22 protein-coding genes and 5 tRNA genes are annotated in these 26578 nt (G+C 58.3%); 13 read left to right on the top strand and 14 right to left on the bottom strand.

Annotated features, from left to right (window positions below; all coding sequences use genetic code 11):
• Nucleotides 1-120 precede the first annotated feature (120 nt).
• Nucleotides 121-3234, top strand: a complete 3114-nt coding sequence (locus UCMB321_RS30320) for a metallophosphoesterase (protein ID WP_084615142.1) — start codon at nucleotides 121-123, stop codon at nucleotides 3232-3234.
• 436 nt (nucleotides 3235-3670) lie between these two features.
• On the opposite strand, the gene UCMB321_RS23360 is transcribed toward UCMB321_RS30320, so the two are convergent.
• The 4 genes from UCMB321_RS23360 to UCMB321_RS23375 form a co-directional block, all read right to left on the bottom strand.
• Nucleotides 3671-3746 (bottom strand) — tRNA-Thr (locus UCMB321_RS23360).
• Between the two features lie 39 nt (nucleotides 3747-3785).
• Nucleotides 3786-5204: an O-antigen ligase family protein gene (locus tag UCMB321_RS23365; RefSeq protein ID WP_084615143.1), complete on the bottom strand. Its 1419-nt coding sequence runs from the start codon at nucleotides 5202-5204 to the stop codon at nucleotides 3786-3788.
• 41 nt (nucleotides 5205-5245) lie between these two features.
• The gene (locus UCMB321_RS23370; RefSeq protein ID WP_040071037.1) at nucleotides 5246-6895 is read right to left on the bottom strand and encodes a tetratricopeptide repeat protein; all 1650 of its coding nucleotides are present in this window, start codon (nucleotides 6893-6895) and stop codon (nucleotides 5246-5248) included.
• A gap of 118 nt (nucleotides 6896-7013) precedes the next feature.
• Nucleotides 7014-7412 (bottom strand): pilin, encoded by a 399-nt coding sequence (locus UCMB321_RS23375; protein WP_040071038.1) that lies wholly within the window; start codon nucleotides 7410-7412, stop codon nucleotides 7014-7016.
• 226 nt (nucleotides 7413-7638) lie between these two features.
• Here UCMB321_RS23375 and pilB point away from each other — a divergent pair, with 226 nt between their 5' ends.
• Genes pilB through yacG form a run of 5 tightly spaced genes read left to right on the top strand, consistent with a single transcriptional unit; the run spans nucleotide 7639 to nucleotide 12255 of the window.
• A complete protein-coding gene (pilB, locus tag UCMB321_RS23380; protein WP_040071039.1) occupies nucleotides 7639-9339 on the top strand; it encodes a type IV-A pilus assembly ATPase PilB in 1701 nt (566 codons plus the stop codon).
• Between the two features lie 3 nt (nucleotides 9340-9342).
• Nucleotides 9343-10560 (top strand): type II secretion system F family protein, encoded by a 1218-nt coding sequence (locus UCMB321_RS23385; protein WP_040071041.1) that lies wholly within the window; start codon nucleotides 9343-9345, stop codon nucleotides 10558-10560.
• 2 nt (nucleotides 10561-10562) lie between these two features.
• Entirely contained in the window at nucleotides 10563-11435 is an 873-nt protein-coding gene (locus UCMB321_RS23390) for a prepilin peptidase (RefSeq protein ID WP_040071043.1), read from the top strand.
• The gene (gene coaE / locus UCMB321_RS23395; RefSeq protein WP_040071044.1) at nucleotides 11432-12055 is read left to right on the top strand and encodes a dephospho-CoA kinase; all 624 of its coding nucleotides are present in this window, start codon (nucleotides 11432-11434) and stop codon (nucleotides 12053-12055) included. The genes UCMB321_RS23390 and coaE overlap by 4 nt, the downstream gene beginning before the upstream one ends.
• Nucleotides 12052-12255, top strand: coding sequence for a DNA gyrase inhibitor YacG (gene yacG / locus UCMB321_RS23400; RefSeq protein ID WP_040071046.1), 204 nt, complete (start codon nucleotides 12052-12054; stop codon nucleotides 12253-12255). Before coaE ends, yacG begins: the two co-directional genes overlap by 4 nt.
• A gap of 11 nt (nucleotides 12256-12266) precedes the next feature.
• On the opposite strand, the gene UCMB321_RS23405 is transcribed toward yacG, so the two are convergent.
• Together UCMB321_RS23405 and UCMB321_RS23410 are read right to left on the bottom strand one after the other, a co-directional pair.
• The gene (locus tag UCMB321_RS23405; protein WP_040071048.1) at nucleotides 12267-12482 is read right to left on the bottom strand and encodes a hypothetical protein; all 216 of its coding nucleotides are present in this window, start codon (nucleotides 12480-12482) and stop codon (nucleotides 12267-12269) included.
• A 63-nt stretch (nucleotides 12483-12545) separates the two neighbouring features.
• The gene (locus tag UCMB321_RS23410; RefSeq protein ID WP_040071049.1) at nucleotides 12546-13232 is read right to left on the bottom strand and encodes an energy-coupling factor ABC transporter permease; all 687 of its coding nucleotides are present in this window, start codon (nucleotides 13230-13232) and stop codon (nucleotides 12546-12548) included.
• A 154-nt stretch (nucleotides 13233-13386) separates the two neighbouring features.
• Here UCMB321_RS23410 and UCMB321_RS23415 point away from each other — a divergent pair, with 154 nt between their 5' ends.
• The 3 genes from UCMB321_RS23415 to UCMB321_RS23425 all read left to right on the top strand — a co-directional run bounded on the left by UCMB321_RS23415 (nucleotide 13387) and on the right by UCMB321_RS23425 (nucleotide 15618).
• A complete protein-coding gene (locus UCMB321_RS23415) occupies nucleotides 13387-14013 on the top strand; it encodes a DUF1780 domain-containing protein (RefSeq protein WP_040071051.1) in 627 nt (208 codons plus the stop codon).
• Between the two features lie 69 nt (nucleotides 14014-14082).
• Complete coding sequence (locus UCMB321_RS23420; protein WP_040071053.1) at nucleotides 14083-14256, top strand: DUF3094 family protein; 174 nt, start codon at nucleotides 14083-14085, stop codon at nucleotides 14254-14256.
• 63 nt (nucleotides 14257-14319) lie between these two features.
• Entirely contained in the window at nucleotides 14320-15618 is a 1299-nt protein-coding gene (locus UCMB321_RS23425) for an NAD(P)/FAD-dependent oxidoreductase (RefSeq protein WP_040071055.1), read from the top strand.
• A 157-nt stretch (nucleotides 15619-15775) separates the two neighbouring features.
• On the opposite strand, the gene UCMB321_RS23430 is transcribed toward UCMB321_RS23425, so the two are convergent.
• The 7 genes from UCMB321_RS23430 to rluD all read right to left on the bottom strand — a co-directional run bounded on the left by UCMB321_RS23430 (nucleotide 15776) and on the right by rluD (nucleotide 20971).
• A tRNA-Pro gene (locus UCMB321_RS23430) sits at nucleotides 15776-15852 on the bottom strand.
• A gap of 93 nt (nucleotides 15853-15945) precedes the next feature.
• Nucleotides 15946-16021: transfer RNA gene (locus UCMB321_RS23435), tRNA-Lys, on the bottom strand.
• Nucleotides 16022-16026: 5 nt separating this feature from the next.
• Nucleotides 16027-16103, bottom strand: a tRNA-Pro gene (locus tag UCMB321_RS23440).
• A gap of 9 nt (nucleotides 16104-16112) precedes the next feature.
• Nucleotides 16113-16188, bottom strand: a tRNA-Asn gene (locus tag UCMB321_RS23445).
• 403 nt (nucleotides 16189-16591) lie between these two features.
• Nucleotides 16592-19156, bottom strand: coding sequence for an ATP-dependent chaperone ClpB (gene clpB / locus UCMB321_RS23450; protein ID WP_040071057.1), 2565 nt, complete (start codon nucleotides 19154-19156; stop codon nucleotides 16592-16594).
• Between the two features lie 130 nt (nucleotides 19157-19286).
• Entirely contained in the window at nucleotides 19287-20012 is a 726-nt protein-coding gene (pgeF, locus tag UCMB321_RS23455) for a peptidoglycan editing factor PgeF (RefSeq protein ID WP_040071059.1), read from the bottom strand.
• A complete protein-coding gene (gene rluD, locus UCMB321_RS23460; RefSeq protein ID WP_040071060.1) occupies nucleotides 20009-20971 on the bottom strand; it encodes a 23S rRNA pseudouridine(1911/1915/1917) synthase RluD in 963 nt (320 codons plus the stop codon). The genes pgeF and rluD overlap by 4 nt, the downstream gene beginning before the upstream one ends.
• A 150-nt stretch (nucleotides 20972-21121) precedes the next feature.
• Here rluD and UCMB321_RS23465 point away from each other — a divergent pair, with 150 nt between their 5' ends.
• The 4 genes from UCMB321_RS23465 (at nucleotide 21122) to UCMB321_RS23480 (ending at nucleotide 25427) form a co-directional block, all read left to right on the top strand.
• Nucleotides 21122-22135 (top strand): outer membrane protein assembly factor BamD, encoded by a 1014-nt coding sequence (locus tag UCMB321_RS23465; RefSeq protein WP_040071063.1) that lies wholly within the window; start codon nucleotides 21122-21124, stop codon nucleotides 22133-22135.
• Between the two features lie 133 nt (nucleotides 22136-22268).
• Entirely contained in the window at nucleotides 22269-22502 is a 234-nt protein-coding gene (locus UCMB321_RS23470) for a PP0621 family protein (protein WP_040071064.1), read from the top strand.
• On the top strand, nucleotides 22492-24081 hold the full coding sequence (locus tag UCMB321_RS23475; protein WP_040071065.1) for a sensor histidine kinase: 1590 nt from the start codon (nucleotides 22492-22494) through the stop codon (nucleotides 24079-24081). Before UCMB321_RS23470 ends, UCMB321_RS23475 begins: the two co-directional genes overlap by 11 nt.
• A gap of 2 nt (nucleotides 24082-24083) precedes the next feature.
• Complete coding sequence (locus UCMB321_RS23480) at nucleotides 24084-25427, top strand: sigma-54-dependent transcriptional regulator (protein WP_040071066.1); 1344 nt, start codon at nucleotides 24084-24086, stop codon at nucleotides 25425-25427.
• Between the two features lie 7 nt (nucleotides 25428-25434).
• On the opposite strand, the gene thiO is transcribed toward UCMB321_RS23480, so the two are convergent.
• Nucleotides 25435-26535 carry a glycine oxidase ThiO gene (thiO, locus tag UCMB321_RS23485; RefSeq protein WP_040071067.1) on the bottom strand — a complete coding sequence of 367 codons (1101 nt, stop codon included), beginning with the start codon at nucleotides 26533-26535 and terminating at the stop codon, nucleotides 25435-25437.
• Nucleotides 26536-26578 lie beyond the last annotated feature (43 nt).

The following is a 26578-nucleotide window of genomic DNA, read 5'->3' on the forward strand; positions in this document are numbered from 1 at the left end:
GCATATTGAAATTATCAGGACCCGTAGCATACGCATTTCCACCACATACATCAACGGCAGCCAACCTAGTTATTCACTATGGACTGTAGCGACTAAGCTACAACTCAAGAAGGACAAGAAATGAGATTCATACATATTTCTGACTTGCACGTGACCAATAGCGCCGATCACACCAGAACCATTGACGCACTATGTTTAGACATAGCGAAGGCGCACAACAAAAAAAATATCGAAGCAATATTGTGCACCGGAGACATAGCGAATAAAGGAGATACCTCACCGAAAGCCATCAAACTACAAGAGTCTGCAATTAGAAAAATAATAAACTCCGCCCCTTCAGCAAAGTTCATATGCTGCCCAGGAAATCATGACGCAAACCTTAAAGCCAGAGACGAAATATTTGAGCCCATATTCTCATCCATCAAAAGTCCAGAGGAAGCAAACAAGCTAATTGAGAGACTTATAAGCAAAGGGGCCTCTGACTTTTTGGCACACTTTGATGGATACATTGAACTATCCAAAAAAATCAACCCTTCCGCATACCAAGAAAACAGTTTATTCACGACAAGCCGTCTAAGGATAGGACCTACTCAAGTAGGTATCGCCTCCCTAAATAGCACATGGCGGACTTTTGGTGGTGGCAGCAGAGATAAAAATAGTCTTTATGTAGGAGAGAGACAGGTCGAACTTGCGTTACAAGAAATTCACGATTGCGATATAAAAATCGCCCTTATGCATCACACACTAGACTGGCTTGCGCAGGACGAGAAAGGTAGGATACAGCGAGTTTTAGCAGACAACTTTGACGCCATGTTATGCGGCCACAACCACAACAATAATGCAGGTCATACTACATCAACCCTCGGAAATCTTTTGATAAGCAACACTGGCTGCATATATGAGAGCAGAGAGCATTTCAATGGGTACTCTATCTTAGACATAAGTATCGAGAATAAAATATGGCGTATAGAAGCCAGAGAATACTATCACGAGAGAAATGCTTTTGACATCTCTCCAAGATTTGCTGAGAGCGGAGTATGCGAATTTGAGCTATTAAGCAATAACGGCTCAACCAGGACTACTATTTCAAGCACAGCCATAAACGCAGCATTAGAAAAAGCCAACTCAAAGCTTTTGTCTTTTTCAGCTTCTGACATTGCACCAAAGCACTTGTCCTCAATTTTTGTAGAACCACCGCTAGCCAGAAAAAGCGAAAAAAACTTGGTTGCAAGAAAAAATCTAAGGAGGAAGAGCGGCAGCGAATTTGTAAGCCTCCACAGTCTATCACAAGAAAAAATAGACATCTTATTTGTAGGAAAAAGAGAGTCAGGAAAGTCTACGCTTTTGAATCATGTCGCCGTAAATATGTTTATGGAGTTCCACGGCAACGCAAGAGTAGGACTCTTAATCGACATATCCACACTTAACAGAATAACAACAGCCTCCATAATTACTCAGGCCATTGAGTTCCTAGGCAATGAAATAACAAAAAAAGATCTTATTAGCTTACTGGACAATGGCGAGGCATTAGTCATATTTGATAGCTTCAACATACACAACCCAGTACACCGAAGAACAATTGAAGAATTCAGAGAGAAATACCCTCAACCTCGTTACATATTAGCCACCAACGAAGAAGTTCAAGATGATCTGAGTCTTGAAAACCTACCAGAGCTAAAAAACAACCCAACAACAATTTACATACACTCCTTCAAACGTAAGCAAACGAAGGAGCTAGTAACAAAGTGGTTTGGCGATCATGAGCAACACTCAGAAGAAAAATTTGCATTGGTTAAGAAACTTCTGCAAAGGCTGAATGTTCCCGAAACACCTTTCTTAGTCTCAGTGCTGCTTTGGGTAATAGAACAACAGCCCACTGCAAAATTGATCAATCAGGCATCTGCTATTGAGGCATTAATTTTCGGACTACTCGAAAAGTTTACTGAATCAAAATCCCGATCAAACTACGACTCCAATATCCAATCACATTTCCTCTCCGAACTCTCGACAGCGATGGACGAGAAAAATGCCGAGTGGCTAGACTCTAACGATTTCGAAATATTTGTTTCGTCCTATTTCAAAAAACGAGGTCTCGCAGATCCTTCTAGAGGATTTACAGATGAGCTACTCAGAAAAGGGCTATTATATGAAAACAACCAAAAAATCACTTTTAAGTTCGACTGCTTCAGAGCATTTTTTTTGGCAAATAAACTCGCAGAGAATAGTGAAAGACTGGAAAGAGTGCTAACTCCTGAGCTAATTGCAAAGTACACAACAGAACTCGACTTGCTCACAGGGCTGCACCGAGACCGAAAAGAAATTCTTAGACTGGCAAAAGACTGTTGCGAAAAATTACTGCCATCATCTGAATTTGAAGTTGATTTATCCTTGTTCGAGACTCATGGCAAGGATCGAGGGCTTTTCAATCAGGAGGAAACCTTAACCAAAATCGAGGACAAATTTTTAAACACCCCAGTTGATGAAAACCATAGAGCAAAGTACATTGAAGAGGCGGAGATCCCATCAAAAGCGTCCATTGATCATAGCCATGCAAGAGTACGACACCCCACAGTTCCCCTGTCAAGTCAAACACACTTCATTGGCGCTCTAAAAGTATACTCAAACATCCTGAGAAACAGTGAACTTATCGACGATGTCGAGTTAAAAAGATCCTGCCTTAATGACGTACTAACTCTGTGGGCCAAAATCATAGTATCAACAACTGAACACCTAAACAAAACAAATATAGATGACCTCCCAGATGAACTACCAACCCGCTTCGGCGCATCAAACACAGAACAATTTAGAGACTTCGCAAGATTGATGATCCCCCAGTTAGTATCATCACTGATGGCAGAATCTTTAGCTACCCCTAAGCTTGAGTCGTTCATCCTTGACGAAACCAATAATAAATCACAATGCATTAGCTTCCTATCCACCATGCTAACAATTGAAAACTTAAACAAGCAAAGCATACAAGCCATACAGAAGCTACTGAAGGATAACAACTCAAACAACATTATTCTTCAAGCAATCTTCCTCAGACTGCTAACATTGTACTATTTTGAGGCCCCAACCAACTCTCTGGGCGCGCTTAAAGAATGTATTGGAGATGCATTCAGCGCCCTTCGCGGTGGGTCATCAAGCCAAGAGCGCTCAATATTGAAGGGAAGATTTTTGCAGCATATAGATGAAAATCGCCCAAGCACAATAGATGATTTAGACATAAACTAGAATTTATAGCCAGATAAAAGACATATATAATCTTCTATCTGGCAATTCTGTAATCCACCTTAACCATTTCGACTTAATTCTGTCTGTGATCGCAACGCATACTCAATGCCTTCCTGACTAGCCATACATCTCACAAATATTATCCAGTTTTTATGCATGGTCACCTACTTTGGTGCGACTCTACCAACATTGTCTGGCAGTTGTTGGTCGATAGCAACCGACTGCTTCCAACTCTTGGTAGACGCTCATAGAGGATATGAAATCAGGTGCGATTCAAACGAGCACATAGCCCGCAATCGCGGCCAGACCGCTTCTGACCAATTTTGACCTCCGTTCAACGATTGAACTGCCAAGGTTTTCCTAGAACGAAAAAACCGCCAAAGGGCGGGTTTCAGGGGCCACCAAGGCATTCGGTGAAATGCGGTGGCGCTTAATGTGGTGCCGGAGATAGGAATCGAACCTACGACCTTCGCGTTACGAGTGCGCTGCTCTACCGACTGAGCTACACCGGCGTGGCCCTAAAGCTAGCATCCGACGCTGCAGCGGGCAAGCTACTCGGGCTTGATCGCAATCACGCCCTGGGTCCAGAAGCGCGGTTGGAAATGGCCCCCGTATTGCTGTTGGTAGAGCTTGTTGCGCTCGTCCAGATGGGGAAAGTCGCGGATCACCACATAGACCAGGAACAGCACGGCGGCGGTGCTGAGGCCCATCCAGGACCAGTGGATAAAGGCATTGGGCTTGGTGGGCTCACCCTTCCACACGTGAATGCCCATCAACCAACCGACCACCAGCGACAGCCAGAGCTGGGAGTACGGCATCACGATCACCCCATCGACCATGGATTGGGTCAAGGCGCCGATCAGGCTGGCGAAGAGGCACAGGCGCAGTAGGTCGGTCGGTTCGTCGGAAGTCGAGCGTTCGCGGATCAGGATAAAGGTGGCCCACAGGCCGCGTCCGACCAACCCCATGACCAGCAATGTGGAGGGGATGCCCCATTCGCTCGCCCATTGCAGGATCGCCTGATGTGGGTGGGCCGCGATGGGGTTGTGGATATCGGCGAAATGCATGGGGCCGAAGCCGAGCCAGGGATGTTCGCGGATCATCTCCCCTGCCTGTTGCCAGAGCGGGCCTCGGTCGGAGAGCGTGGTGGTCAGGCGCTCGCTGGCGGCGTTGCTTACCTCCATACCGAGGTAACCGGCGAGAACACTGAACAACAGCCAGTAAAGCGCCACACCCGCCAGGACAGCGAGCACCTGCCAGGTGATCCATCGCCTGCCGGAGTGACCGCAGATAAACAGCCCACAGGCAGCTACGCCCATGCCCAGCCAGGTACCTCGAGTACCACCAGCCACCGCGATCAGCCACCAGAGACTCAGGAGCAAGAAAGTCCAGACGTGGGCTGAGCGTTTGGTGGTAGACAGCAAAAGTGGGAGCGCTAAAAGCGGCAGGGTGAAGGTCTGGAACTGGCCGTAGAAACGTTTGTTGGAGAAGCCGCTCAGAAGCCCACCGGTGTCCAGTTTCCCTGTGCCAGAGACAAACGAATGGAATGCCAATGTCAGAAAGTCAAAGCTCTTGAAGACGCAGATAAACACCACAAACAGCAGCAACAGTCGATCAGCGGATACCCCGCTGGTTCGACGTGTATAAGCAAAGGCTTCAGCACAGCAGCAAGAGGCAGCAAGCAAGGCGATCTCAGTGAGTGCCCAGAGTGGCTGATGCGCATAGAGGGAAGAGACGATGCCTGCCAGCAAGACCGACCCGCAGGCCAGGAGTGCGGGCCGATCGACAAGAACGACCGCGTAGGACGTTCGACAGCAAAACAGGAAAACCACCGCCGTACCGGCAACGACAACTTGCCCAAGACGCTGAAGCGTATGCCCGCCCAGACCGTGCCCAAAGACCATCACGGCAGTGATGAGCAGCGTGAGTACCAACCAAATCTTTGTTCGCCCAGTCCAGGCAGCGTCCATTACGACCTCGAAATGTCCATTCCAGGCTGCTTACAGACGCATCAGGCTTTCGGAGTCAACATCAACAAAGATGCCTTGGGGCGCGCTCGGTCACAAGCAAGCTGACTGCCTTGACGGCATCCAAGCTCAAGGTAACGTTGAGACTCGTCAGTTTGACCTAAGCTTTTCAAGGCATCTGCCATACCGACGTAAGGCCTTGCATAACTGGGTTTGAGGTTTATGGCGTGCTCAAACTCCAACTTGGCTTCTTCTGCCTTTCCACGCAGAAGAAAAATCTTTCCACGTTGATAGTACGCATATTCATACTTCGGTTTCAGCGTTATTGTTTTATCAATATTCTCCAACGCCGTATCAACGAAACCCGCATCCAGGTAGGTGACCCCCAGATTGTAGTAAACCCGGTAACCGCCAAAAAGACCCGATTTGTTTCCCTGAGCCTCATAGTATTGAGCCGCTTCATTCCACACCAATACAGGCGTAGACAAGGTCATCAGGCGATCATAGGAAAGCCCAAACAGGTAAAGTGTAAAAACAGGAATCAAGGTGACCAGATAGATTTTCTTGAGTCGTCGCAACCCCAGTGCCAAGGCAATGAACAACCCCGGCATCCAGAGATAGCTGCGATACAGCACAAAGGGCTCCTGCAATCGGACCGTTACCAATTCTGTCGCAAACAGCACCCACGGGAACAACAACGCGAACCCCAGGAGGCCTTTACTCGCCCCACGCAGCAATAACATGAAGGCGGCCAGCCCATAGGCAACAAACGCCACCAGACCGGCCCAAGCCCACCAGGCTCCGTACCCCAAGGGAAAGGGCACCCGAAGATCAAGCCCCATGGTGCTGCCCTGAGGCAAGACCAGAATCGAGAGGTACTTGAAGAACAATCCCATCTGATTCAGCACGCTCAACACATAAAGCGAGCCATTCGGCTGGAAGGCTTCATCACTGAGCACTTCTTCAGCCTTGATCTCATAGACATTACCGATCACGCCCTTGGACCAGAGTATGACGGACACGGCAATGATCGCTTGAACCGCCAATACCGAAAAAACCTCCCTGGTAGCGAACGACGAGGAGAGTCGGCTACGGCGATGCAATACCCATAGTAGGAAGCACAGCGCCGGTAACATCACCGCATGCTCTTTGGCATACAGGGACAACAGCATGCACAGACAGGACGCCCAAAGAGCCCAGCGCTTCCCACCAAGTCCCTGCCAGAAAGCCCATAGCCCCAGCAGACCCAAAAGAGTGGCACACACGATGGTGCGCTGGATGAGGTAACCCTGGGTCTGAATGGCCAGCGGATGTATGGCGAATAGAAAAGCGACGATAAAGGCCGACGTATCTGTATTCAGAAAAAAAGAGGCACGTCTCTCCAAGCTATTGAGGAGCTGACGAACAAAACCGAAGAGCACCAAAGCCGTGCAACCATGAAGAATCAGATTCCCCACTCGCAACCAGATGATCTTGTCACTGAGATAGACGAAGTTGGCGGCTATGGAGTCGTACACCCATAACCGCGGAGTTAGACTAAGCCCCTTGGACAGCAAGGCGGCGAGAGCGCCCTCCCCGAAAAAGGACTCATCGTCAAAAATCAAGGGATTATTCAGAAAGGGAAAACAAAGTATCACCAACAGGCCGGCGGAAAGAACGGCAAACAGCGAAAAAGCCAATCGGCGCGAAACCATAGCGTTCCTATATGCAGTTTTTCAAACGCTCAGTGAGCGTGAAACCGGTATTCCTTAACGGAAATACCGGTTTCATTTCACTACGCTGGACTTTTAGGCCCCACGCAAACACCAAATATTACTTACAGGCGTTAGCCGCAGCACAGGTACCGGTCTGAGCCCAAGTGATATTACCAGCGTTGAGAGTTGGTGCGAGAATAGTTGTCCAGCCACCCGCAAGAGCGGTCCCCGTCAAGCTAATTGTACCGCCCGATACAGAACCAGAAGCAAAGTTAGTAGTGGCAGCAGGAATTGCAGGGATACCATTGGAGCCCGCCGTACAGTTGGTGGCGGCACCGAGATCATTCATGCAGATCGCCACGGCCGACTTATAGGCGTCGGCCATAGTATTCACTTCAGCAAAATGACCTTTCTGCGTGTAGCTGTTATACGCAGGCAACGCAATCGCCGCCAAAATGCCGATGATCGCCACAACGATCATCAGTTCGATCAAGGTGAAACCCTTTTGAGCATTCATATTTCGTCTCCAGACGTGAGCAAAGGCGTGATGACTCCTGTAACGACTAGCACAGCCCGTGCCATGCCCCGCCATGCAGCCCAGTACCTGTTGAAATGCCCTTCCACGCTCGGAGCGCTGCTTCAGAACAACAGAACCTGACATTTTTTGTCACCTCCCCTCCCCCGATTTGGCACCATCGCCCGACTACGCTATAAGACTCCGACTGTTTGTGTTTGGTGCTCAAATGAACGATATCGCCCTTTCCGGTCTGGCCAAGCAACTGGTTGCCGCCGAGCTGATTACCGACAAGAACGCTCAGCAGGCGTATCAACAGGCCCAGCGCAATCGGGTGTCCCTCGTCAGCTATCTGGTCCAGAACAAACTGGTCAAGAGCCGCCAGGTCGCGGAAATCGCCTCGGAGCATTTCGGTGTTGCCCTGCTCGACCTGAACTGTCTCGACAAGGAAAGCCAGCCCAAAGGCCTGGTCAGCGAGAAGCTGATCCGCCAGCACCATGTCCTGCCACTTTGGCGACGCGGCAATAAACTGTTTGTCGGCATCTCCGATCCTAGCAATCACCAGGCTATTACCGATATCCAGTTCAGCACCGGTCTCACGACCGAGGCCATTCTGGTAGAGGACGACAAGCTCACCGACGCAATCGACAAGTTTTTCGACAGCAACTCCACCGGTTTTGAAGAGATGGGGGACGTCGACCTTGAAGGTTTGGATATCGAATCGGTCGACGACAAGAAGCAGGAACAGATTGCCGGCCAGGATGCCGACGATGCCCCGGTGGTGCGCTTCGTCAACAAGATGCTGCTGGACGCCATCAAGGGCGGCTCCTCGGACTTGCACTTCGAGCCCTATGAAAAGATCTACCGCGTTCGCCTGCGCACCGACGGCATCCTGCGCGAAGTCGCCAAACCGCCGATCCATCTCGCCACCCGCATCGCCGCACGCCTGAAAGTCATGGCCAACCTGGATATCTCCGAGCGCCGCAAACCCCAGGACGGACGCATCAAGATGCGTATATCCAAGACCAAGGCCATCGACTTCCGGGTCAACACCCTACCAACGCTGTGGGGCGAAAAGATCGTGATGCGGATCCTCGATCCTTCCAGCGCCCAGATGGGTATTGATGCGCTCGGATACGAACCGGATCAGAAAGACCTCTATATGGCGGCCCTGAAACAGCCCCAGGGCATGATCCTGGTCACCGGCCCCACCGGCTCGGGTAAAACCGTTTCTCTCTACACCGGCCTGAATATCCTCAATACCGTGGACATCAATATCTCCACCGCCGAAGACCCGGTGGAAATCAACATGGAAGGCATCAACCAGGTCAACGTCAATCCCAAACAGGGCCTGGACTTCGCCCAAGCCCTGCGCTCGTTTCTGCGCCAGGACCCGGACGTGATCATGGTCGGTGAAATTCGCGATCTGGAAACCGCCGAGATCGCCATCAAGGCCGCCCAGACCGGCCACATGGTCCTGTCCACCCTGCACACCAACAGCGCGGCGGAAACCCTGACCCGCCTGCACAACATGGGCATTCCCGGTTTCAATATCGCCACTTCGGTGAACCTGATCATCGCCCAGCGGTTGGCGCGCAAACTCTGTACCTACTGCAAGAAGGAAATCGATGTCCCCGAGGAGGCACTGATCAAGGAAGGTTTCCCGCCGGAGAAAATCGGCACCTTCAAGATCTACGAACCCGTCGGTTGTGAGCAATGCAACGGCGGCTACAAAGGTCGGGTCGGGATTTACGAAGTGGTCAAGAACACCCCGGACCTGCAACGGTTGATCATGGCCGAAGGCAACTCCATCGAGATCGCCACCCAAATGCGCAAGGACGGTTTCAATGACCTACGCACCTCGGGCCTGCAAAAAGCCATGCACGGGCTGACCAGCCTGGAAGAAGTCAATCGCGTGACCAAGGACTAAACCATGGCGACCAAAGCAGTCAAAGTCAGCCTTTATGCCTGGGAAGGGACCGACAAGAAAGGTAATAAAATGTCCGGTGAACTCACCGGCCATAACCCGGCACTGGTCAAAGCACAACTGCGCAAGCAAGGCATCAACCCGGGCAAAGTGCGGAAAAAAAGCAACTCGATCTTCAGCAAGGGCAAGCGCATCAAGCCCTTGGACATTGCCCTGTTCACCCGCCAGATGGCGACGATGATGAAAGCTGGCGTGCCGTTGCTGCAGTCCTTCGACATCATCGGCGAGGGCTTCGAGAATCCGAACATGCGCAAGCTGGTGGACGATATCAAGCAGGAAGTCGCCGCCGGCAACAGCTTCGCGACATCCTTGCGTAAGAAACCGGAATACTTCGATGATTTGTACTGCAACCTGGTGGATGCGGGCGAACAGGCAGGCGCACTGGAAAGCCTGCTGGAACGGGTTGCGACCTACAAGGAGAAAACCGAAGCCCTGAAAGCCAAGATCAAGAAGGCGATGAACTACCCCATTGCCGTCGTGCTCGTGGCGATTATCGTTTCTGGGATTCTGCTAATCAAAGTCGTTCCGCAGTTCCAGACGATCTTCAAGAGTTTTGGCGCGGAGCTTCCGGCCTTCACCCTGATGGTGATAGGGCTCTCCAACATCGTGCAAGAGTGGTGGTGGATCATTATTCTGGCGCTGGTTGCAGCTATCTATTGCCTGAGACGGGCACACAAGACATCCGAGCGCTTTCGCAACTGGATGGACAGAACATTGCTGAAGTTCCCGATCATCGGTGGGCTGCTGTATAAATCCGCCGTGGCCCGCTACGCCCGCACCCTCTCGACAACCTTCGCCGCCGGTGTGCCACTGGTGGAAGCCCTCGATTCCGTGGCTGGTGCCACCGGTAATGTGATCTTCAGAAATGCGGTCCACCGTATCAAGCAGGACGTTTCTACTGGTATGCAGTTGAACTTCTCCATGCGGGCGACCGGAGTATTCCCGAGCATGGCCATCCAGATGACCGCCATCGGCGAAGAGTCCGGCGCCCTGGACGATATGCTGGGCAAAGTGGCGACCTACTATGAAGCAGAGGTCGACAATATGGTCGACAGCCTCACCAGCTTAATGGAACCCATCATCATGACCGTACTCGGCATACTCGTCGGTGGCCTGGTGATCGCCATGTACCTGCCTATCTTCAAACTCGGCTCAGTAGTCTGAACATGCCCCTACCCGACTTCCTGGCCAGCCAACCGCTGGCCTTCGTTGCATTCGCCCTGCTCCTCGGCCTGATCGTCGGCAGCTTCCTCAACGTCGTGATCTGGCGCCTGCCGAAAATGCTCGAACGCGACTGGCGCACCCAGGCCCACGAAGTCCTAGGCCTGCCCCAACCCGCGCCCGGCCCGACCTACAACCTGATACTGCCGCACTCCCATTGCCCGCACTGCAATCACCAGATCCGCGCCTGGGAAAATCTCCCGCTGATCAGCTACGCCCTGCTACGCGGCAAATGCTCCAGTTGCAAGGCTCCCATCGGCAAACGCTACCCGCTGACCGAACTGGCCTGCGGCCTGCTCTCGGCCTTTGTCGCCTGGCATTTCGGTTTCGGCTGGCCCGCCGGCCTGATGCTGGTGCTGAGCTGGGGCCTGCTGGCCATGAGCCTGATCGACGCCGACCACCAACTGCTGCCTGACGCCCTGGTCCTGCCGCTGCTCTGGCTCGGCCTGATCGCCAACCACTTCGGCCTCTTCACCAGCCTGGACAACGCCCTGTGGGGCGCCGTGGCCGGCTATCTGAGCCTCTGGTCGGTCTATTGGCTGTTCAAGCTGTTCACCGGCAAGGAAGGCATGGGCCATGGCGACTTCAAGCTGCTGGCGATGCTCGGCGCCTGGGGCGGCTGGCAGATCCTGCCGCTGACCATCCTGCTGTCATCCCTGGTGGGCGCCGTGCTGGGCCTGATTCTGCTTCGCCTGCGCAACGCCCAGACCTCGACGCCGATCCCCTTCGGTCCCTATCTGGCGATTGCCGGCTGGATTGCCTTGCTCTGGGGTGGTCAAATAACCACTTCCTATCTGCAGTTTGCCGGTTTCAAATGACCAAACCCGCTTCAAAACCCTGGATTCTCGGCCTCACCGGCGGCATCGGTAGCGGCAAGAGCGCAGCGGCCCAACACTTCAGCGAACTCGGCATCCATACCGTGGACGCCGATCACGCCGCCCGCTGGGTGGTGGAGCCCGGTCGTCCGGCGCTGGAAAAGATCGTCGAGCACTTCGGCCCCGGCGTGCTTCAAGCCGACGGCCAACTGGACCGCGGCGCCCTGCGCGCGCTGATCTTCGAAGCCCCGGAACAACGGCGCTGGCTCGAAGCCCTGCTGCATCCGCTGATCGGCGAAGAAATCGCCAGCCATCTGGCCCGCGCGCAATCGCCCTACGCGATCCTGGTGTCGCCGCTGCTGGTGGAATCGGGGCAATACAAGAACACCCAGCGCGTGCTGGTGATCGATGCCCCGCAGGCGCTGCAGATCCAGCGCACCCTGCAACGGGACCAGACCAGCGAACAACAGGTGCAAGCCATCCTCAAGGTCCAGGCCAGCCGTGAAGAACGCCTGCGCCATGCCGACGATGTGCTGGTCAACGACCGCGACCTGACCTGGCTGCACAGCGAGGTCGAGCGCCTGCATCACTTTTATCTGACTTTGCGTGGAGGCCACCCATGAGCCAACCCTTGACCGTTGAATGCCCGACCTGCGGCGCCCCCGTGGAATGGACCGCCGCCAATCCGCAGCGGCCGTTCTGCTCCGACCGCTGCAAACTGATCGACCTCGGCGCCTGGGCCTCGGAGGAACACAAGATTCCCGTCAGCCCCGACGCCGAGGACGATCTGTTCTCCGACGATCTGCCGCCTCGCGCCCACTGATCGTCAAAAAATCAGGGCCGCATAAAACCGTATTCCTGGTCGTCATCGAGGTTCTCGGCGAGAAATTGCAGTTCGTCCGCCAGATCCTCCGCACTGCGCACCGCCTTGCTTTGCTGCACCACCGCGCTGAGCAAGGCGCGCAGGCCCAGCCCCGGCTCGAATCCCGCCACCTGCGCCGCCTCCAGGCTAGCCCGCACTTCCTGACGCGCCCATTCGTACACACTCATGACCTTGCTCCCCGGTTTTTTCCGCAGCATGGTCGCGGGGCGATCCGACGGGATTGACCCAGGTCAACGGGGCTCGTTGTCCTTCCAGGGCGCCGACAGGTAGCGCGTGCGGTTGAAGGTTTCCAGCCACTCCGGACAGAACACCACCAACGCGCTGACCAGCATGCCGTTGATAAAGGCCTCGGGAAAAATCAGCAGCCACAGGTAGCCGACAAAATCCTCCAGCCACTCCGGCAGGGCGAAACGCTCGTCGAACCACAGCAAGCCCAGGGTCGAGAGCAGGCAGAGCAAGGCCGCCAGGGCCGCGGCGAAAAAGCCCGAACAGAAGATATAGACAAAGGGATTACGCGGCTGCGCCCGCTCCACCAGGATCGCACAGGTCTCCGTCACCAGCACCGGCAACAGGATCAGCAAGGTGCCATTGACCCCGAGTGCCGCCAGGTCCTGGTGACCCAGCAGCACGAGGCCGAGCTGCGCCACCAGGCCGCCGACAATCGCCAGCGGCCAATCCAGCAGCAGGGTCACCGCCGTCAGGCCGATGAAGTGATAGGACACCCCGGTGTCGAAGTCGCGCCGTACCAGCCAGAGCAGGAACAGGGCGAAGACCGTTCCGAACAGTAGGTGCTGGCGGCGACTGTCGGTGAACAGCTCGACCCAGGGCGAACGCCAGATCGCCCAGACAATCACCGGCAGATAGATCAGCCAGCCGATGACCAGGCTGGCGGGCGACAACAGTTGCGCGCCAATCATAAGGACATCCTCACCCTCCATGGACTCGATAACAGCACCCGGCCGCCCCGGACTGCTTGCGTCCTACAGTCTACACCGCCCTTTACGCAGTACCGCGTCGACAAAATTTTCCCCGCACTTCCAGACGTTACGGATTCGACGCTAAGCTTGGGCCATGGACGATTCGGATTTTTTACGCTTGCTGACCATCCAGGCCGAGCAAGCCAACACCTTCCTTTCCAATGCCCGCAAATGGGAGCGTGAGCGTTGGGTCTGCCAGCGCCTGCTGCAAGGGCTGAACATTGCCTACCGCGCCGAAGACTTCCTCCCCGCCCAGGAGCCGCCGGACGTACTGTTTCGCGACGCCTGCTTCGAGGTGTTCTTCGTTCTCGACGAAGGCCGGCGGCTCAACGATGAGTGGCGCGAAGAGTTGCAGCGCCGGCGCAGCGCCTTTTCCTTGAGCCAACTGGTACGCCGCGAAGCCAAGCCCAGGCGCATTCCCGCCACCGAACTGCTGCAACGGCTGGCGCCGACCCTGCGCAAGAAAGCCCACAACTACCAGGAACGCGGGCTGGACCTGGCTGAACTGGATATCATCGCCTTCGCCAGCCTCAAGCGCGAAGTGCTGGACCTCAACAGCCACTTCCCGCCTCCAACCGAATACCTGCGCCAGGGCTGGCGCTCGCTGTCGCTGGTGGGTCCGACCTTCGCCCGGGTGCTGTTCGCCCACCCCGATGCCCCGGACTTCCTGCGCGGCAATCTGGGGCGCAGCATCGTTTTCGATGTCGGCATCAGCCTGTAAGCCCATGGCGCAATCAACGCGTCAGTGATACAAAGCACGCTAATGACGTCTACCTGAGACGAGGCTCCCATGACCAGCCGCCTGAACCCCGACGACCAGCAGCATGTCGATCAGTATCTGCAGCTTCCCCAACACCGAGTCGAGCGCCGGCCCTTTCGGCCGTGGATGCTCCTGGTGGTGGTGCTGAGCGCGGTCATCGGCCTGGGCCTGTTGAGCCGCCTCCTGAGTTACCTGGTGCTATGAGCTGCCTCGCGCTCGCCCGGATAACCCAGGCAAAGATTTCCTTTAGCCTTGCGAGATATCCCCATGAACCATCGTATCGTGATCGTCGGCGGCGGCGCCGGCGGCCTGGAGTTGGCGACCCGCCTGGGTAAGACCCTGGGTAAGCGCGGCATTGCCAGCATCATGCTGGTCGACGCGAACCTGACCCATATCTGGAAACCCCTGCTGCATGAAGTGGCGGCCGGCTCCCTCAATTCTTCGGCCGACGAGCTCAACTATGTCGCCCAGGCGAAATGGAACCACTTCGAGTTCCAGCTGGGGCGCATGAGCGGGCTCGACCGCGAGCAGAAAAAGATCCAGTTGGCCGCCACCTACGATGAACAGGGCGTGGAGCTGCTGCCTGCCCGCGAACTGGCCTACGACTCGCTGGTGATCGCGGTGGGCAGTACCACCAATGATTTCGGCACCCAGGGCGCGGCGCAACACTGCCTGTTCCTCGACACCCGCAAACAGGCCGAGCGCTTCCACCAGCAGTTGCTCAACCACTACCTGCGCGCCCACGCCGGGCAAACCGATGCGCTCGAGCAGATCAGCGTGGCGATCGTCGGCGCCGGTGCCACAGGCGTGGAACTGGCGGCCGAGCTGCATAACGCCGCCCATGAGCTGGCGGCCTACGGCCTGGACCGCATCAAGCCGGAAAACATGCACATCACCCTGATCGAGGCCGGCCCGCGCGTGCTGCCGGCCCTGCCGGAGCGCATCGGCGGGCCGGTGCACAAGACCCTGGAGAAACTCGGGGTGCGGGTCATGACCAATGCGGCCGTGAGCGAAGTCACCGCCGAAAACCTGGTGACCGCCGACGGCCAGGTGATTGCCGCGAGCCTCAAGGTCTGGGCGGCGGGGATTCGCGCACCGGGCTTTCTCAAGGACATCGATGGCCTGGAAACCAACCGGATCAATCAGCTCCAGGTATTGCCGACCCTGCAGACCACCCGCGACGAGAATATCTTTGCCTTCGGTGACTGCGCGGCCTGCCCGCAACCGGGAAGCGACCGCAATGTGCCGCCACGGGCACAGGCGGCGCATCAACAGGCGTCATTGCTGGCCAAGTCGCTGAAACTGCGCATCGAAGGCAAGAGCCTGCCGGAGTATCGCTATACCGACTACGGCTCGCTGATTTCGCTGTCGCGGTTTTCCGCCGTCGGCAACCTGATGGGTAACCTGACCGGCAGCGTGATGCTGGAGGGCTGGCTGGCGCGGATGTTCTACATATCGCTGTACCGGATGCACCAGATGGCGCTGTACGGCACCTTCCGCACCCTGATGCTGATGCTGGGCAGCCGGATCGGACGGGGTACGGATCCGCGCTTGAAGCTGCACTGATAGCGGGCTTGCCAGCGAAGCAGAGGTCCTTGAGGCCGCTAAAAGCTTCGCTGGCAAGCCAGGCTCCTACAAGGCCTGCGTCGTCCAGTGCGATCAAAAGCCTTGAGTAAAATACAGGCAAAAAAAAAGCACCCTTTCGGGTGCTTTTTTCTGAAGATGGTCGGGGTAAGGGGATTCGAACTCCTGACATCCTGCTCCCAAAGCAGGCGCGCTACCGGACTGCGCTATACCCCGGTAAAAAAAAGGCACCCCTGAAAGGCGCCTTCTTCGAACAGCGCTTTTGGCCTCTGTTCTTAAGATTCGATTCCAGCGAACTGGTCTCAAAAATGGTGGGTCGTGTGGGATTCGAACCTACGACCAATTGGTTAAAAGCCAACTGCTCTACCAACTGAGCTAACGACCCAAAAATGGTCGGGGTAAGGGGATTCGAACTCCTGACATCCTGCTCCCAAAGCAGGCGCGCTACCGGACTGCGCTATACCCCGATTTGAAATTGGCTCCGTGACCAGGACTCGAACCTGGGACCCAATGATTAACAGTCATTTGCTCTACCGACTGAGCTATCACGGAACTACATATTTCAAGTTACAACCTTTACCGCAGGCTCCCATCGCTGAAAGCTTCCTCAACCAGGCTTTTGCATCGCTGCGTTCGCTTGTCTGAGGCGCGCTATTCTACAACCTTGGAAACCTCTGTCAACCCCCTAAATTGCTTTCAAGACAATGATTTGCAATCTTTTTTCTGATTTCCCTTGTGGGAGAAATCTGAGGGGTGACGTACTGCGGGGCGCACTTTACAAGCCTTTGTCCTTGAGTTCAACGCCCTATCGAAAAAAAAGCCTTCTGAAATCGCAATGCCCCGTGTGTAGGAGCCGGCTTGCTGGCGATGAGGCCAGAAAGTCTTGCATCGACTATTCGACCGCCATCGCCAGCAAGCCGGCTCCTACAAGGGGATCGCGTAGATCCCCAGGCACTCAGGCAAACACGATCTCGTCGTTGGCAACCGTTGCCTTCACGCTCGTTCCTGGCAGGAACTGCCCCGACAGGATCAGTTGCGCCAACGGGTTCTCGATCCAGCGCTGGATCGCGCGCTTGAGCGGCCGCGCGCCATAGACCGGGTCGTAACCCACCGCGATCAGCTTGTCCAAGGCCTCGCCGCTCAGCTCCAGCTTCAGCTCGCGCTCCGCCAGGCGGCTGCGCAGGCGACCCAACTGGATCTCGGTAATGCCGGCGATCTGATCCCGTGCCAGCGGCTCGAAAATCACCACCTCGTCGACCCGGTTGATGAACTCCGGCCGGAAATGCGTATTCAGCGCATCCATGACCGCCGCCCGCTGGGCTTCGCGATCCCCCACCAGCTCCTGGATCTGCACCGAGCCCAGGTTGGAGGTCATCACGATCACCGTGTTGCGGAAATCCACGGTACGCCCGTGGCTGTCCGTCAGGCGGCCGTCTTCCAGCACTTGCAGCAGGATGTTGAACACATCCGGATGCGCCTTCTCGACTTCGTCCAGCAGGATCACCGAGTAAGGCTTGCGCCGCACGGCCTCGGTCAGGTAACCGCCCTCTTCATAACCGACATAACCCGGTGGTGCCCCGATCAGACGCGCCACGGAGTGTTTCTCCATGAACTCCGACATGTCGATGCGCACCATGGCCTCCTCGGTGTCGAAGAGGAATTCGGCCAGCGCCTTGCACAGTTCGGTCTTGCCCACGCCGGTCGGGCCGAGGAACATGAAGGAACCGCTCGGCCGGTTCGGATCGGACAACCCGGCCCGGGAACGCCGTACCGCGTTGGCCACCGCCACCACCGCCTCGTCCTGGCCGATCACACGCTGGTGCAGCAGGCTCTCCATCTTCAACAGCTTGTCGCGCTCGCCTTCAAGCATCTTGGACACCGGGATACCGGTCCACTTCGACACCACTTCGGCGATTTCCTCTTCGGTCACCTTGCTGCGCAGCAACTGGTTCTCGCTCTGACCGTGCTGGTCGACCATCTGCAGGCTGCGCTCCAGGTCCGGAATCACCCCGTATTGCAGCTCGGCCATGCGGTTGAGGTCGCCCTTGCGGCGCGCCGTTTCCAGTTCCTGGCGCGACTGCTCGATTTTCTGCTGGATCTGCGCAGAACCCTGCACTTCGGCCTTCTCCGAGGTCCAGACCTCTTCCAGGTCGGCGTACTCGCGCTCCAGCCGGAGAGTTTCTTCCTGGAGTTTTTCCAGGCGTTTTTTCGCCGCCTCGTCGTCTTCCTTCTTCAAGGCTTGGGACTCGACCTTGAGCTGGATCAGGCGACGCTCCAGACGGTCCAGCACTTCCGGCTTGGAGTCGATCTCCATGCGGATACGGCTGGCGGCCTCGTCGATCAGGTCGATGGCCTTGTCCGGCAACTGGCGGTCGGTGATGTAGCGATGACTGAGCTTGGCCGCCGCGATGATCGCACCGTCGGTGATCGCCACCTTGTGGTGCACTTCATAACGCTCTTTCAGGCCGCGGAGGATGGCAATGGTGTCCTCCTCGCTCGGCTCATCCACCAGCACCTTCTGGAAGCGCCGCTCGAGGGCCGCGTCCTTCTCTATATATTGGCGATATTCATTGAGCGTGGTCGCCCCGACGCAATGCAGCTCGCCACGGGCCAAGGCCGGCTTGAGCATGTTGCCCGCATCCATCGAGCCTTCGCCCTTGCCGGCGCCGACCATGGTGTGCAGTTCGTCGATAAACAGGATGATCTGCCCTTCCTGCTTGGACAGCTCGTTGAGCAGCGATTTCAGGCGCTCTTCGAACTCCCCGCGATACTTGGCACCGGCAATCAGCGCGCCCATGTCCAGGGACAGCAGGCGCTTGCCCTTCAGGCCATCCGGCACTTCGCCATTGATGATGCGCTGGGCCAGGCCTTCGGCAATGGCGGTCTTGCCCACGCCGGGTTCGCCGATCAGCACCGGGTTGTTCTTGGTCCGGCGTTGCAGCACCTGGATCGTGCGGCGGATCTCGTCGTCACGACCGATCACCGGGTCGAGCTTGCCCTCTTCGGCACGCTTGGTCAGGTCGATGGTGTACTTGTCCAGGGCCTGGCGCGCGCCTTCGGCGTTGGCGTCATTGACCGCCTCGCCGCCGCGCAGGTTGTTGATGGCGTTTTCCAGGGCCTTCTTGCTCACCCCCTGGCCGAGCAGCAACTTGCCCAGCTTGCTGTTCTCGTCCATGGCGGCGAGCAGCACCAGTTCGCTGGAGATGAATTGGTCGCCCTTCTGCTGGGCCAGGCGATCGGCCTGGTTGAGCAGGCGCGCCAGATCCTGGGACATGTTCACGTCGCCGGTGGGATTCTGGATTTTCGGCAAGTGATCGAGCTCTTTGCTCAATTCCTTGCGCAGGCTGTTGACGTCGAAACCGACCTGCATCAGCAGCGGCTTGATCGAGCCGCCCTGCTGTTCCAGCAAGGCCTGCATCAAGTGCGCGGGCTCGATGGCCGGATGATCGAGGCCGACCGCCAGGGATTGGGAATCCGATAACGCCAACTGCAACTTACTGGTTAAACGGTCTATACGCATGAGTCACCTTCCTTTGGAGCAGGCCGGAGCGATGGACACACCTGAATGAAGAAACCTGCCAGATACCCCAGTAGATGCGGTCGATTCTGGGAGATTCAAGCGCCAGAGCGTTGACGCAGATCAGAAGAGTCTAGTCTTGAAGCCAGACCAGGGAAGCAAAGCGACCGGTGCGGGGGCTGCGACGGTAGGAGAAAAAGCGCGGGTCGGTGACCGTACAGAACCCGCCGCCATGGACCGCGGTGATACCACGGGCCGCCAGGCGCAGGCGCGCCAGGGCATAAATGTCGGCCATGAAGCGCCCGGCATTGACGCTGGGTACGAAGGCTTCGATTGTTTCAGGATGCGTAGCCATAAAGGCTTCGCGTACTTCCGCCCCCACCTCGAACGCCCCGGGACCGATGGCCGGGCCGAGCCAGACGAGGATTTGCTCGGCCGGCACGTCCAGCCGCTCGACGGTAGCCTCCAGCACACCCGCCGCCAGCCCGCGCCAACCGGCATGGGCGGCGGCCACGCGGGTACCGGCACGGTCGCAAAACAACGCCGGCAAACAATCGGCAGTCATCGACGTGCAGGCGATGCCCGGCGTGCTGGTCCAGCTGCCGTCGGCTTCGGCGGTCAGCGTCGGATCGGCCTCGACCACCTCGACACCGTGCACCTGGCGCAACCAGGCCGGGCGGACAGCGAAGGTCTCGGTGAGGCGCCGGCGATTTTCCGTGACGGCCAGCGGGTCGTCGTCGACATGATCGCCCAGGTTGAGGCTGTCGAACGGCGCCAGGCTGACGCCGCCCGCCCGCGTGGTCACGCAGGCCCTGACCCGTGCCGGCGCGGGCCAGTCGGGGATCAGGAAGTCATTCACCCGACGAACGCCTCGCGGTCCTGCTTGAGCAACGACAGCAACCAGACGAAATCGTCCGGCAGCGGCGATTCCCAGCTCATGCGCTTGCCGGTGGTCGGATGGTCCAACTCCAGGAAACGTGCGTGCAGGGCCTGGCGCGGGAAGTTTTTCAGCGAATCGACCATGGTCGCGCTGGCCGCCGGCGGAATACGGAAGCGACCGCCGTAGGCCGGATCGCCGACCAACGGGAAGTTGATGTGGGCCATGTGCACACGAATCTGGTGGGTACGACCGGTTTCCAGCTTCACCCGTACATGGGTGTGGGAGCGGAAGCGCTCCAGCACGCGATAGTGGCTCACCGCCTGCTTGCCGCCCTCCATCACCGCCATGCGCTGGCGCTGCTGACCGTGACGACCGATGGGCGCATTGATCTTGCCGCCCGCGGTGACCACGCCGATCACGATGCATTCGTAGATCCGGCTGACACTGCGGCTCTGCAATTGCGCGACCAGCTGGGTCTGGGCCTGGATGGTCTTGGCCACCACCATCAGACCGGTGGTGTCCTTGTCCAGGCGGTGCACGATGCCTGCGCGCGGCACATTGATGATGTCCGGCACGTGGTGCAGCAAGGCGTTGAGCAAAGTGCCGTCGGCGTGACCGGCCGCCGGGTGGACCACCAGGCCCGCCGGTTTGTTGATCACCAGGATATCGTCGTCTTCATAGACGATATCCAGCTCGATGTCCTGGGCGACCCATTCACCCTGGGCCTCCTGCTCGGCGGTCAGTTCGAGCACGGCACCGCCATGCACGATGTCACGGGGCCGGATCACGGCACCGTCCACGGTCAGGCGGCCGTCCTTGATCCAGGCGGAAAGGCGCGAGCGCGAGTGCTCGGCGAAGAGTTGGGCGGCGACTTGATCGAGGCGTTGACCGCCCAGTTCGGACGGCACCTCTGCGCGAAGTTCAATTTTATCGGACATGCTCGGACTGGGCGTCGGCACAGCCTTTGGTTTCGGCTGCGCGCTTGTGGTTAAATACGGCGTCTTTTGCCCCGAGGCTTTCAACGGGGCACTCATCATAACAGGACGGCCCCGCCCAAGACAGCGGCCGTCATAGGGACGCAAGCCGCCATGCAAGTGAAACACCTGCTGCTGATCGCCATCCTCGCACTGACTGCTGCTTGCTCGTCGAAGGAAGTCGTTGACGAAAACTTGAGCGAAGTCGAGCTGTACCAGCAGGCGCAGGCCGACCTGGACAAACATAGCTATAACAGCGCCACCGCCAAGCTCAAGGCCCTGGAGTCGCGTTACCCGTTCGGGCGCTACGCCGACCAGGCCCAGCTCGAACTGATCTACGCCAACTACAAGAATGGCGAGCCGGCGGCTGCCAAGTCGGCCGCCGAGCGCTTCATCCGCCTGCACCCGCAGCACCCGAACGTCGACTACGCCTACTACCTCAAGGGCCTGACCTCGTTCGACCAGGACGTCGGCCTGCTGTCGCGCTTCCTGCCGCTGGACATGACCAAGCGTGACCCGGGCGCGGCCCGCGACTCCTACAACGAGTTCGCCCAGCTCACCAGCCGCTACCCGAACAGCCGCTACGCGCCGGACGCCAAGCAGCGCATGATCTACCTGCGCAACCTGCTGGCGGCCTACGAGATCCACGTAGCCGACTACTACCTGACCCGCCAGGCCTATGTCGCCGCCGCCAACCGCGGCCGCTACGTGGTGGAAAACTTCCAGGAAACCCCGGCGGTCGCTGACGGCCTGGCGGTGATGGTCGAGTCCTACCAGCGTCTGCACCTGGACGATCTGGCGGCTTCGAGCCTCGAAGTGCTGAAAGCCAACTACCCGAACCATCCATCGCTGGTGGACGGTCAGTTCGTGCCACGCGTGGCCGAAGCGGACAACCGTTCGTGGATGAGCAAGGTCACCCTGGGCCTGATCGAATCCCGCCCACCGCTGCCACCGGGAGAAACCCGCGCCAACCAGGACGTGGTCAAGCAGTTCCAGGACGCCAAGGACTCGATTCCGTCCGACCTGAAGCCGGAGGGCGATGCCGCCCAGGAAGAACAGCACCCGGCCGAAGGCAACCAGCACAAGCGTTCCTGGTTCAGCTACATGACCTTCGGTCTGTTCGACTGAGTCTTGCCCCCCTAAGAAAAGAGCCTTTCGAGGCTCTTTTTTTTCGCCATTGTTCCGTGTCCCGGCAAAGGCACTGTGCGCCCGGCATGTCCTTGGCTAAACTGCCGGATCATTTGCCAATAAGCGGGTTGCCATGGTTCGTCTACTGTTCTGGATTGCGCTGATTGCGGCCGCCGTATGGTTCTGGCGCAAATTCAATCGCCCCGCCCCGCCCGCCCGTCCGGCCGACGCCCTGGATGCCACACCGATGGTCCGCTGCGCGCATTGTGGCGTCCACCTGCCCCGTGACCGCGCCCTGAACCTGCAACAGGACTGGTATTGCAGCCAGGCCCACCTCGAGCAAGGCCCGGGCTCTCGTGAGCGCTGAGACCTTCAGTCTCGGCGGTTCCCAGGCCCAGCGCCTGCTGCGGCTCTATCACCTCTATCGCCTGAGCATCGGCGTCGCCCTGGTGCTGCTGATCTCCAGCAACATGGACGACAAGCTGCTGGAGCTGACCAACGGCGAACTGTTTCGCACCGGCAGCTGGATCTACCTGATCCTGAATATCCTGGTGGTGGTCCTGCTGGGAAATCCCCGGCACCAGGGCCAGGTCTTCATCCTGGCGCTGGCGGATGCACTGATGTTGTCCGGCCTGTTCTATGCCGCCGGCGGTCCGCCGAGCGGCATCGGCAACCTGTTGATCGCCTCCGTGGCCATCAGCAACGTGCTGCTGCGCGGTCGTATCGGCCTGCTGATCGCCGCCGTCTCGGCCATCGGCATCATCTACCTGACCTTCTACCTGAGTTTCAGCCGCCCGGCCGCCGCCAACTATTACGTGCAGGCCGGCCTGCTTGGCGTCCTCTGCTTCGCCGCCGCCGTGCTGGTACAGGGCCTGACCCGGCTGCTGGCGGTGAGCGAAAACCTCGCCGAGCAACGTGCCAGCGACGTCACCAACCTGGAGGAACTCAACGCCCTGATCCTGCAACGCATGCGCACCGGCATCCTGGTGCTCGACGAGCAACGCCGGGTGCAGCTCGCCAATCAAGGGGCACTGAGGCTGCTGGGTGAGCAGGACCTCAATGGTCGGGTGATCGACGCCTGCTCCCTGGAACTGGTCGAGCGCCTGCACGTGTGGCAAAGCAACCCGACCCTTCGTCCGAAAAGCCTGAAGGTCCTCGGCGCGGGTCCCATCCTGCAACCCAGCTTCATCACGCTGAAACGAGGCGAGCACTACCAGACACTGGTCTTCCTCGAGGACCTCTCGCAGATCGCCCAACAGGCCCAGCAGCTCAAGCTCGCCGCCCTGGGCCGCCTGACCGCCGGTATCGCCCATGAAATCCGCAACCCGCTGGGTGCCATCAGTCACGCAGCCCAGTTGCTGCAGGAGTCGGAGCTGATGCCCGAGGCGGACCGACGTCTCACGCAGATCATCCAGGACCAGTCCAAGCGCCTGAACCTGGTGATCGAGAACGTGCTGCAGCTGTCCCGACGACGCCCGGCACAGCCGCAATTGCTCGACCTCAACGACTGGCTACAAGCGTTTGTCGGCGAGTGGCGCGAGCACGCCCGGCCCAACCAGTGCCTGCACCTGCAGATCGATGACAAGTCCCTGCAGACCCGTGCCGATCCGCTGCAACTGGCCCAGGTGCTGAACAACCTGCTGGAAAACGGTCTGCGCTACAGCGCCCAGTTGCATGAGTTGGCGCAAGTCTGGCTGACCTTGTCGGAGGACCCGAACAACGGCTTGCCGACCCTGGAAGTCCTGGATGACGGCCCGGGCGTCGCCCCCGAACAGCGCCAGCACCTGTTCGAACCCTTCTTCACCACCGAGAGCAAGGGCACGGGCCTGGGCCTGTACCTGTCCCGCGAGCTATGCGAAAGCAACCAGGCCCGCCTAGACTACTCGGTACGCCAAGGCGGTAGTTGCTTGCGCATCACCTTCGCACACGCACGTAAACTGAGTTGAACATGAGCCCACGGCAAAAGATCCTGATCGTCGACGATGAGCCGGATATCCGCGAACTCCTGGAAATCACCCTGGGCCGGATGAAACTCGACACCAGCAGTGCCCGCAACGTGGCGCAGGCCCGGGAAAAGCTGGCCCAGGAGAGTTTCGACCTGTGCCTGACCGACATGCGCCTGCCGGACGGTACCGGGCTTGAGCTGGTGCAGCATATCCAGCAACGCCATCCCCAGGTGCCCGTGGCGATGATCACCGCCTATGGCAGCCTCGACACCGCCATCAACGCCCTGAAATCCGGGGCCTTCGATTTCCTGACCAAACCGGTGGACCTGGCGCGCCTGCGCGAACTGGTGAGCAGCGCCTTGCGCTTGCCGACCAGCGGTAGCAAGCAGCCCTCCATCGACAGCCGGCTGCTGGGTGATTCACTGCCCATGCGTGCCCTGCGCAAACAGATCGACAAACTGGCCCGCAGCCAGGCGCCGGTGTACATCAGCGGCGAATCGGGCAGCGGCAAGGAACTGGTGGCACGGCTGATCCATGAGCAAGGGCCGCGCGCCGAGCGGCCGTTCGTACCGGTGAACTGCGGGGCCATTCCGGCCGAACTGATGGAAAGCGAGTTCTTCGGCCATCGCAAAGGCAGCTTTACCGGTGCGGTGGAAGACAAGCCGGGGTTGTTCCAGGCGGCCAATGGCGGCACCTTGTTTCTCGATGAGGTCGCCGACCTGCCGCTGGCGATGCAGGTCAAGCTGTTGCGCGCCATTCAGGAAAAGGCCGTGCGCAGTGTCGGCGGGCAGCAGGAGGAAATCGTCGATGTGCGAATCCTCTGCGCCACCCACAAGGATCTGAACGCCGAAGTCGGTGCCGGGCGTTTTCGCCAGGACCTCTACTATCGCCTGAACGTCATCGAGCTGCGGGTGCCATCGTTGCGCGAGCGCCGCGACGATATCGAACCCCTGGCCACCCACGTTCTCGAACGACTGGCCTCCGGCAGCGGCCTACCGGCGGCCCGGCTTCATCCGCAGGCGCTGGATACGCTCAAGGGCTACCGCTTCCCCGGTAACGTCCGGGAATTGGAGAACATGCTCGAACGGGCATACACCCTGTGTGAAAACGAACAGATCGAAGCCGGCGACCTGCGCCTGGCCGAAGGTGGTGGGAGCTGCGCGCCTGTCGGGGAGCCGAGCCTGGCGCAGATCGACAACCTGGAGGACTACCTGGAGAGCATCGAGCGCAAGCTCATTCTCCAGGCGCTGGAGGAAACCCGCTGGAACCGCACGGCGGCGGCCCAGCGGTTGAACCTGTCGTTTCGTTCGATGCGCTATCGGCTCAAGAAGCTCGGGCTGGATTGAGCGCCCATCAGATCCGGCCCTCGGGCGCATAAGGCGCCGGATCGATGATCGGCTCACGGCCCAGCAACAGATCGGCAAACAGCTGGCAGGAGGCCGGTGCCAGCACCAGCCCATTGCGATAATGCCCGCAGTTCAGCCACAGCCCCTCGAACCCCGGCACCCGACCGATATAGGGAACGCCCTCGGGCGAACCCGGGCGTAATCCTGCCCAATGTCCGACCACTTCGGCATCGACCAACGCCGGAATCAACTCGACCGCCGAAGCCTTGAGGCTTTCCAGCGCCGACGGCGTCGGCGTCTTGTCGAACCCTTCGTGCTCCAGGGTACTGCCCACCAGGATATGCCCGTCGCGCCGTGGAATCGCATAACGGCCTTTGGCCAGGACCATGCAGGGAAGAAAATCCGAGGCGCACTTGTAGAGAATCATCTGGCCCTTGACCGGTTCCACCGGCAGCGCCAGTCCCAGGCCGCCCAACAACTCCCCGCTCCAGGCGCCCGCCGACAGCACGACCTGATCGGCACGCAGTTCCCCGGCGGCCGTGCGCACGCCCACCACGCGCTCCCCTTCACGGAGAAACCCGGCCACTTCGCACTGCTCGCGAATCGTCACATTGGGCAACGCCTGCAAGGCCGCCTTGAGGGACTTCACCAGGCGCGGATTGCGCACATTGGCGACATTGGCCATGTAGATGGCCCGGGAATAGCCATCGCCCAGCACCGGCACCGCCTCGTGAACCGCCGAGATATCCACCGCGCTCAGGGGACGCCGTTCGCGCCCGGCCCAGGCCAGGGCCTCGGTTTCGTCGTCCAGGTCGAGCCAGTACAGGCCGGTGGTATGGACCTCGGGATCGACACCCGTGGCGGCGAACAGGCGTTCGCCCAATTGCGGATAGAAGTCCTGGGACCAGTGCGCCAGGGCCGTGACGGCCGCACTGTAGCGCCACGGGTACAGCGGCGAAACGATACCGCCACCGGCCCAGGAGGACTCCTGGCCCAGTCCGGAGCGGTCCAGCAACGTCACCTGTTCGACCTCGGCGGCCAGATTGAATGCGGTCAGCAGGCCAATCACGCCGCCACCGACGATTACCACATGTTGTTGCCTTGCCATCGCATCATCCAACAGAAAAAGAAACCGGCGCGGACTGCGCCCT

It is taken from the genome of Pseudomonas batumici, assembly GCF_000820515.1.
GTDB lineage: Bacteria > Pseudomonadota > Gammaproteobacteria > Pseudomonadales > Pseudomonadaceae > Aquipseudomonas > Aquipseudomonas batumici.

Excerpts from the sequence above, each read along its gene's own strand:
- UCMB321_RS23405 (WP_040071048.1), bottom strand. The coding sequence starts at position 12,482 with ATGAGTGTGTACGAATGGGCGCGTCAGGAAGTGCGGGCTAGCCTGGAG.
- UCMB321_RS23470 (WP_040071064.1), top strand. The coding sequence starts at position 22,269 with ATGGTTCGTCTACTGTTCTGGATTGCGCTGATTGCGGCCGCCGTATGG.
- UCMB321_RS23410 (WP_040071049.1), bottom strand. The coding sequence starts at position 13,232 with ATGATTGGCGCGCAACTGTTGTCGCCCGCCAGCCTGGTCATCGGCTGG.
- UCMB321_RS30320 (WP_084615142.1), top strand. The coding sequence starts at position 121 with ATGAGATTCATACATATTTCTGACTTGCACGTGACCAATAGCGCCGAT.
- UCMB321_RS23465 (WP_040071063.1), top strand. The coding sequence starts at position 21,122 with ATGCAAGTGAAACACCTGCTGCTGATCGCCATCCTCGCACTGACTGCT.
- UCMB321_RS23370 (WP_040071037.1), bottom strand. The coding sequence starts at position 6,895 with ATGGTTTCGCGCCGATTGGCTTTTTCGCTGTTTGCCGTTCTTTCCGCC.
- UCMB321_RS23415 (WP_040071051.1), top strand. The coding sequence starts at position 13,387 with ATGGACGATTCGGATTTTTTACGCTTGCTGACCATCCAGGCCGAGCAA.
- UCMB321_RS23365 (WP_084615143.1), bottom strand. The coding sequence starts at position 5,204 with ATGGACGCTGCCTGGACTGGGCGAACAAAGATTTGGTTGGTACTCACG.
- UCMB321_RS23375 (WP_040071038.1), bottom strand. The coding sequence starts at position 7,412 with ATGAATGCTCAAAAGGGTTTCACCTTGATCGAACTGATGATCGTTGTG.
- coaE (WP_040071044.1), top strand. The coding sequence starts at position 11,432 with ATGACCAAACCCGCTTCAAAACCCTGGATTCTCGGCCTCACCGGCGGC.
- rluD (WP_040071060.1), bottom strand. The coding sequence starts at position 20,971 with ATGTCCGATAAAATTGAACTTCGCGCAGAGGTGCCGTCCGAACTGGGC.
- pilB (WP_040071039.1), top strand. The coding sequence starts at position 7,639 with ATGAACGATATCGCCCTTTCCGGTCTGGCCAAGCAACTGGTTGCCGCC.
- yacG (WP_040071046.1), top strand. The coding sequence starts at position 12,052 with ATGAGCCAACCCTTGACCGTTGAATGCCCGACCTGCGGCGCCCCCGTG.
- UCMB321_RS23425 (WP_040071055.1), top strand. The coding sequence starts at position 14,320 with ATGAACCATCGTATCGTGATCGTCGGCGGCGGCGCCGGCGGCCTGGAG.
- UCMB321_RS23480 (WP_040071066.1), top strand. The coding sequence starts at position 24,084 with ATGAGCCCACGGCAAAAGATCCTGATCGTCGACGATGAGCCGGATATC.
- UCMB321_RS23420 (WP_040071053.1), top strand. The coding sequence starts at position 14,083 with ATGACCAGCCGCCTGAACCCCGACGACCAGCAGCATGTCGATCAGTAT.
- thiO (WP_040071067.1), bottom strand. The coding sequence starts at position 26,535 with ATGGCAAGGCAACAACATGTGGTAATCGTCGGTGGCGGCGTGATTGGC.
- UCMB321_RS23390 (WP_040071043.1), top strand. The coding sequence starts at position 10,563 with ATGCCCCTACCCGACTTCCTGGCCAGCCAACCGCTGGCCTTCGTTGCA.
- UCMB321_RS23385 (WP_040071041.1), top strand. The coding sequence starts at position 9,343 with ATGGCGACCAAAGCAGTCAAAGTCAGCCTTTATGCCTGGGAAGGGACC.
- clpB (WP_040071057.1), bottom strand. The coding sequence starts at position 19,156 with ATGCGTATAGACCGTTTAACCAGTAAGTTGCAGTTGGCGTTATCGGAT.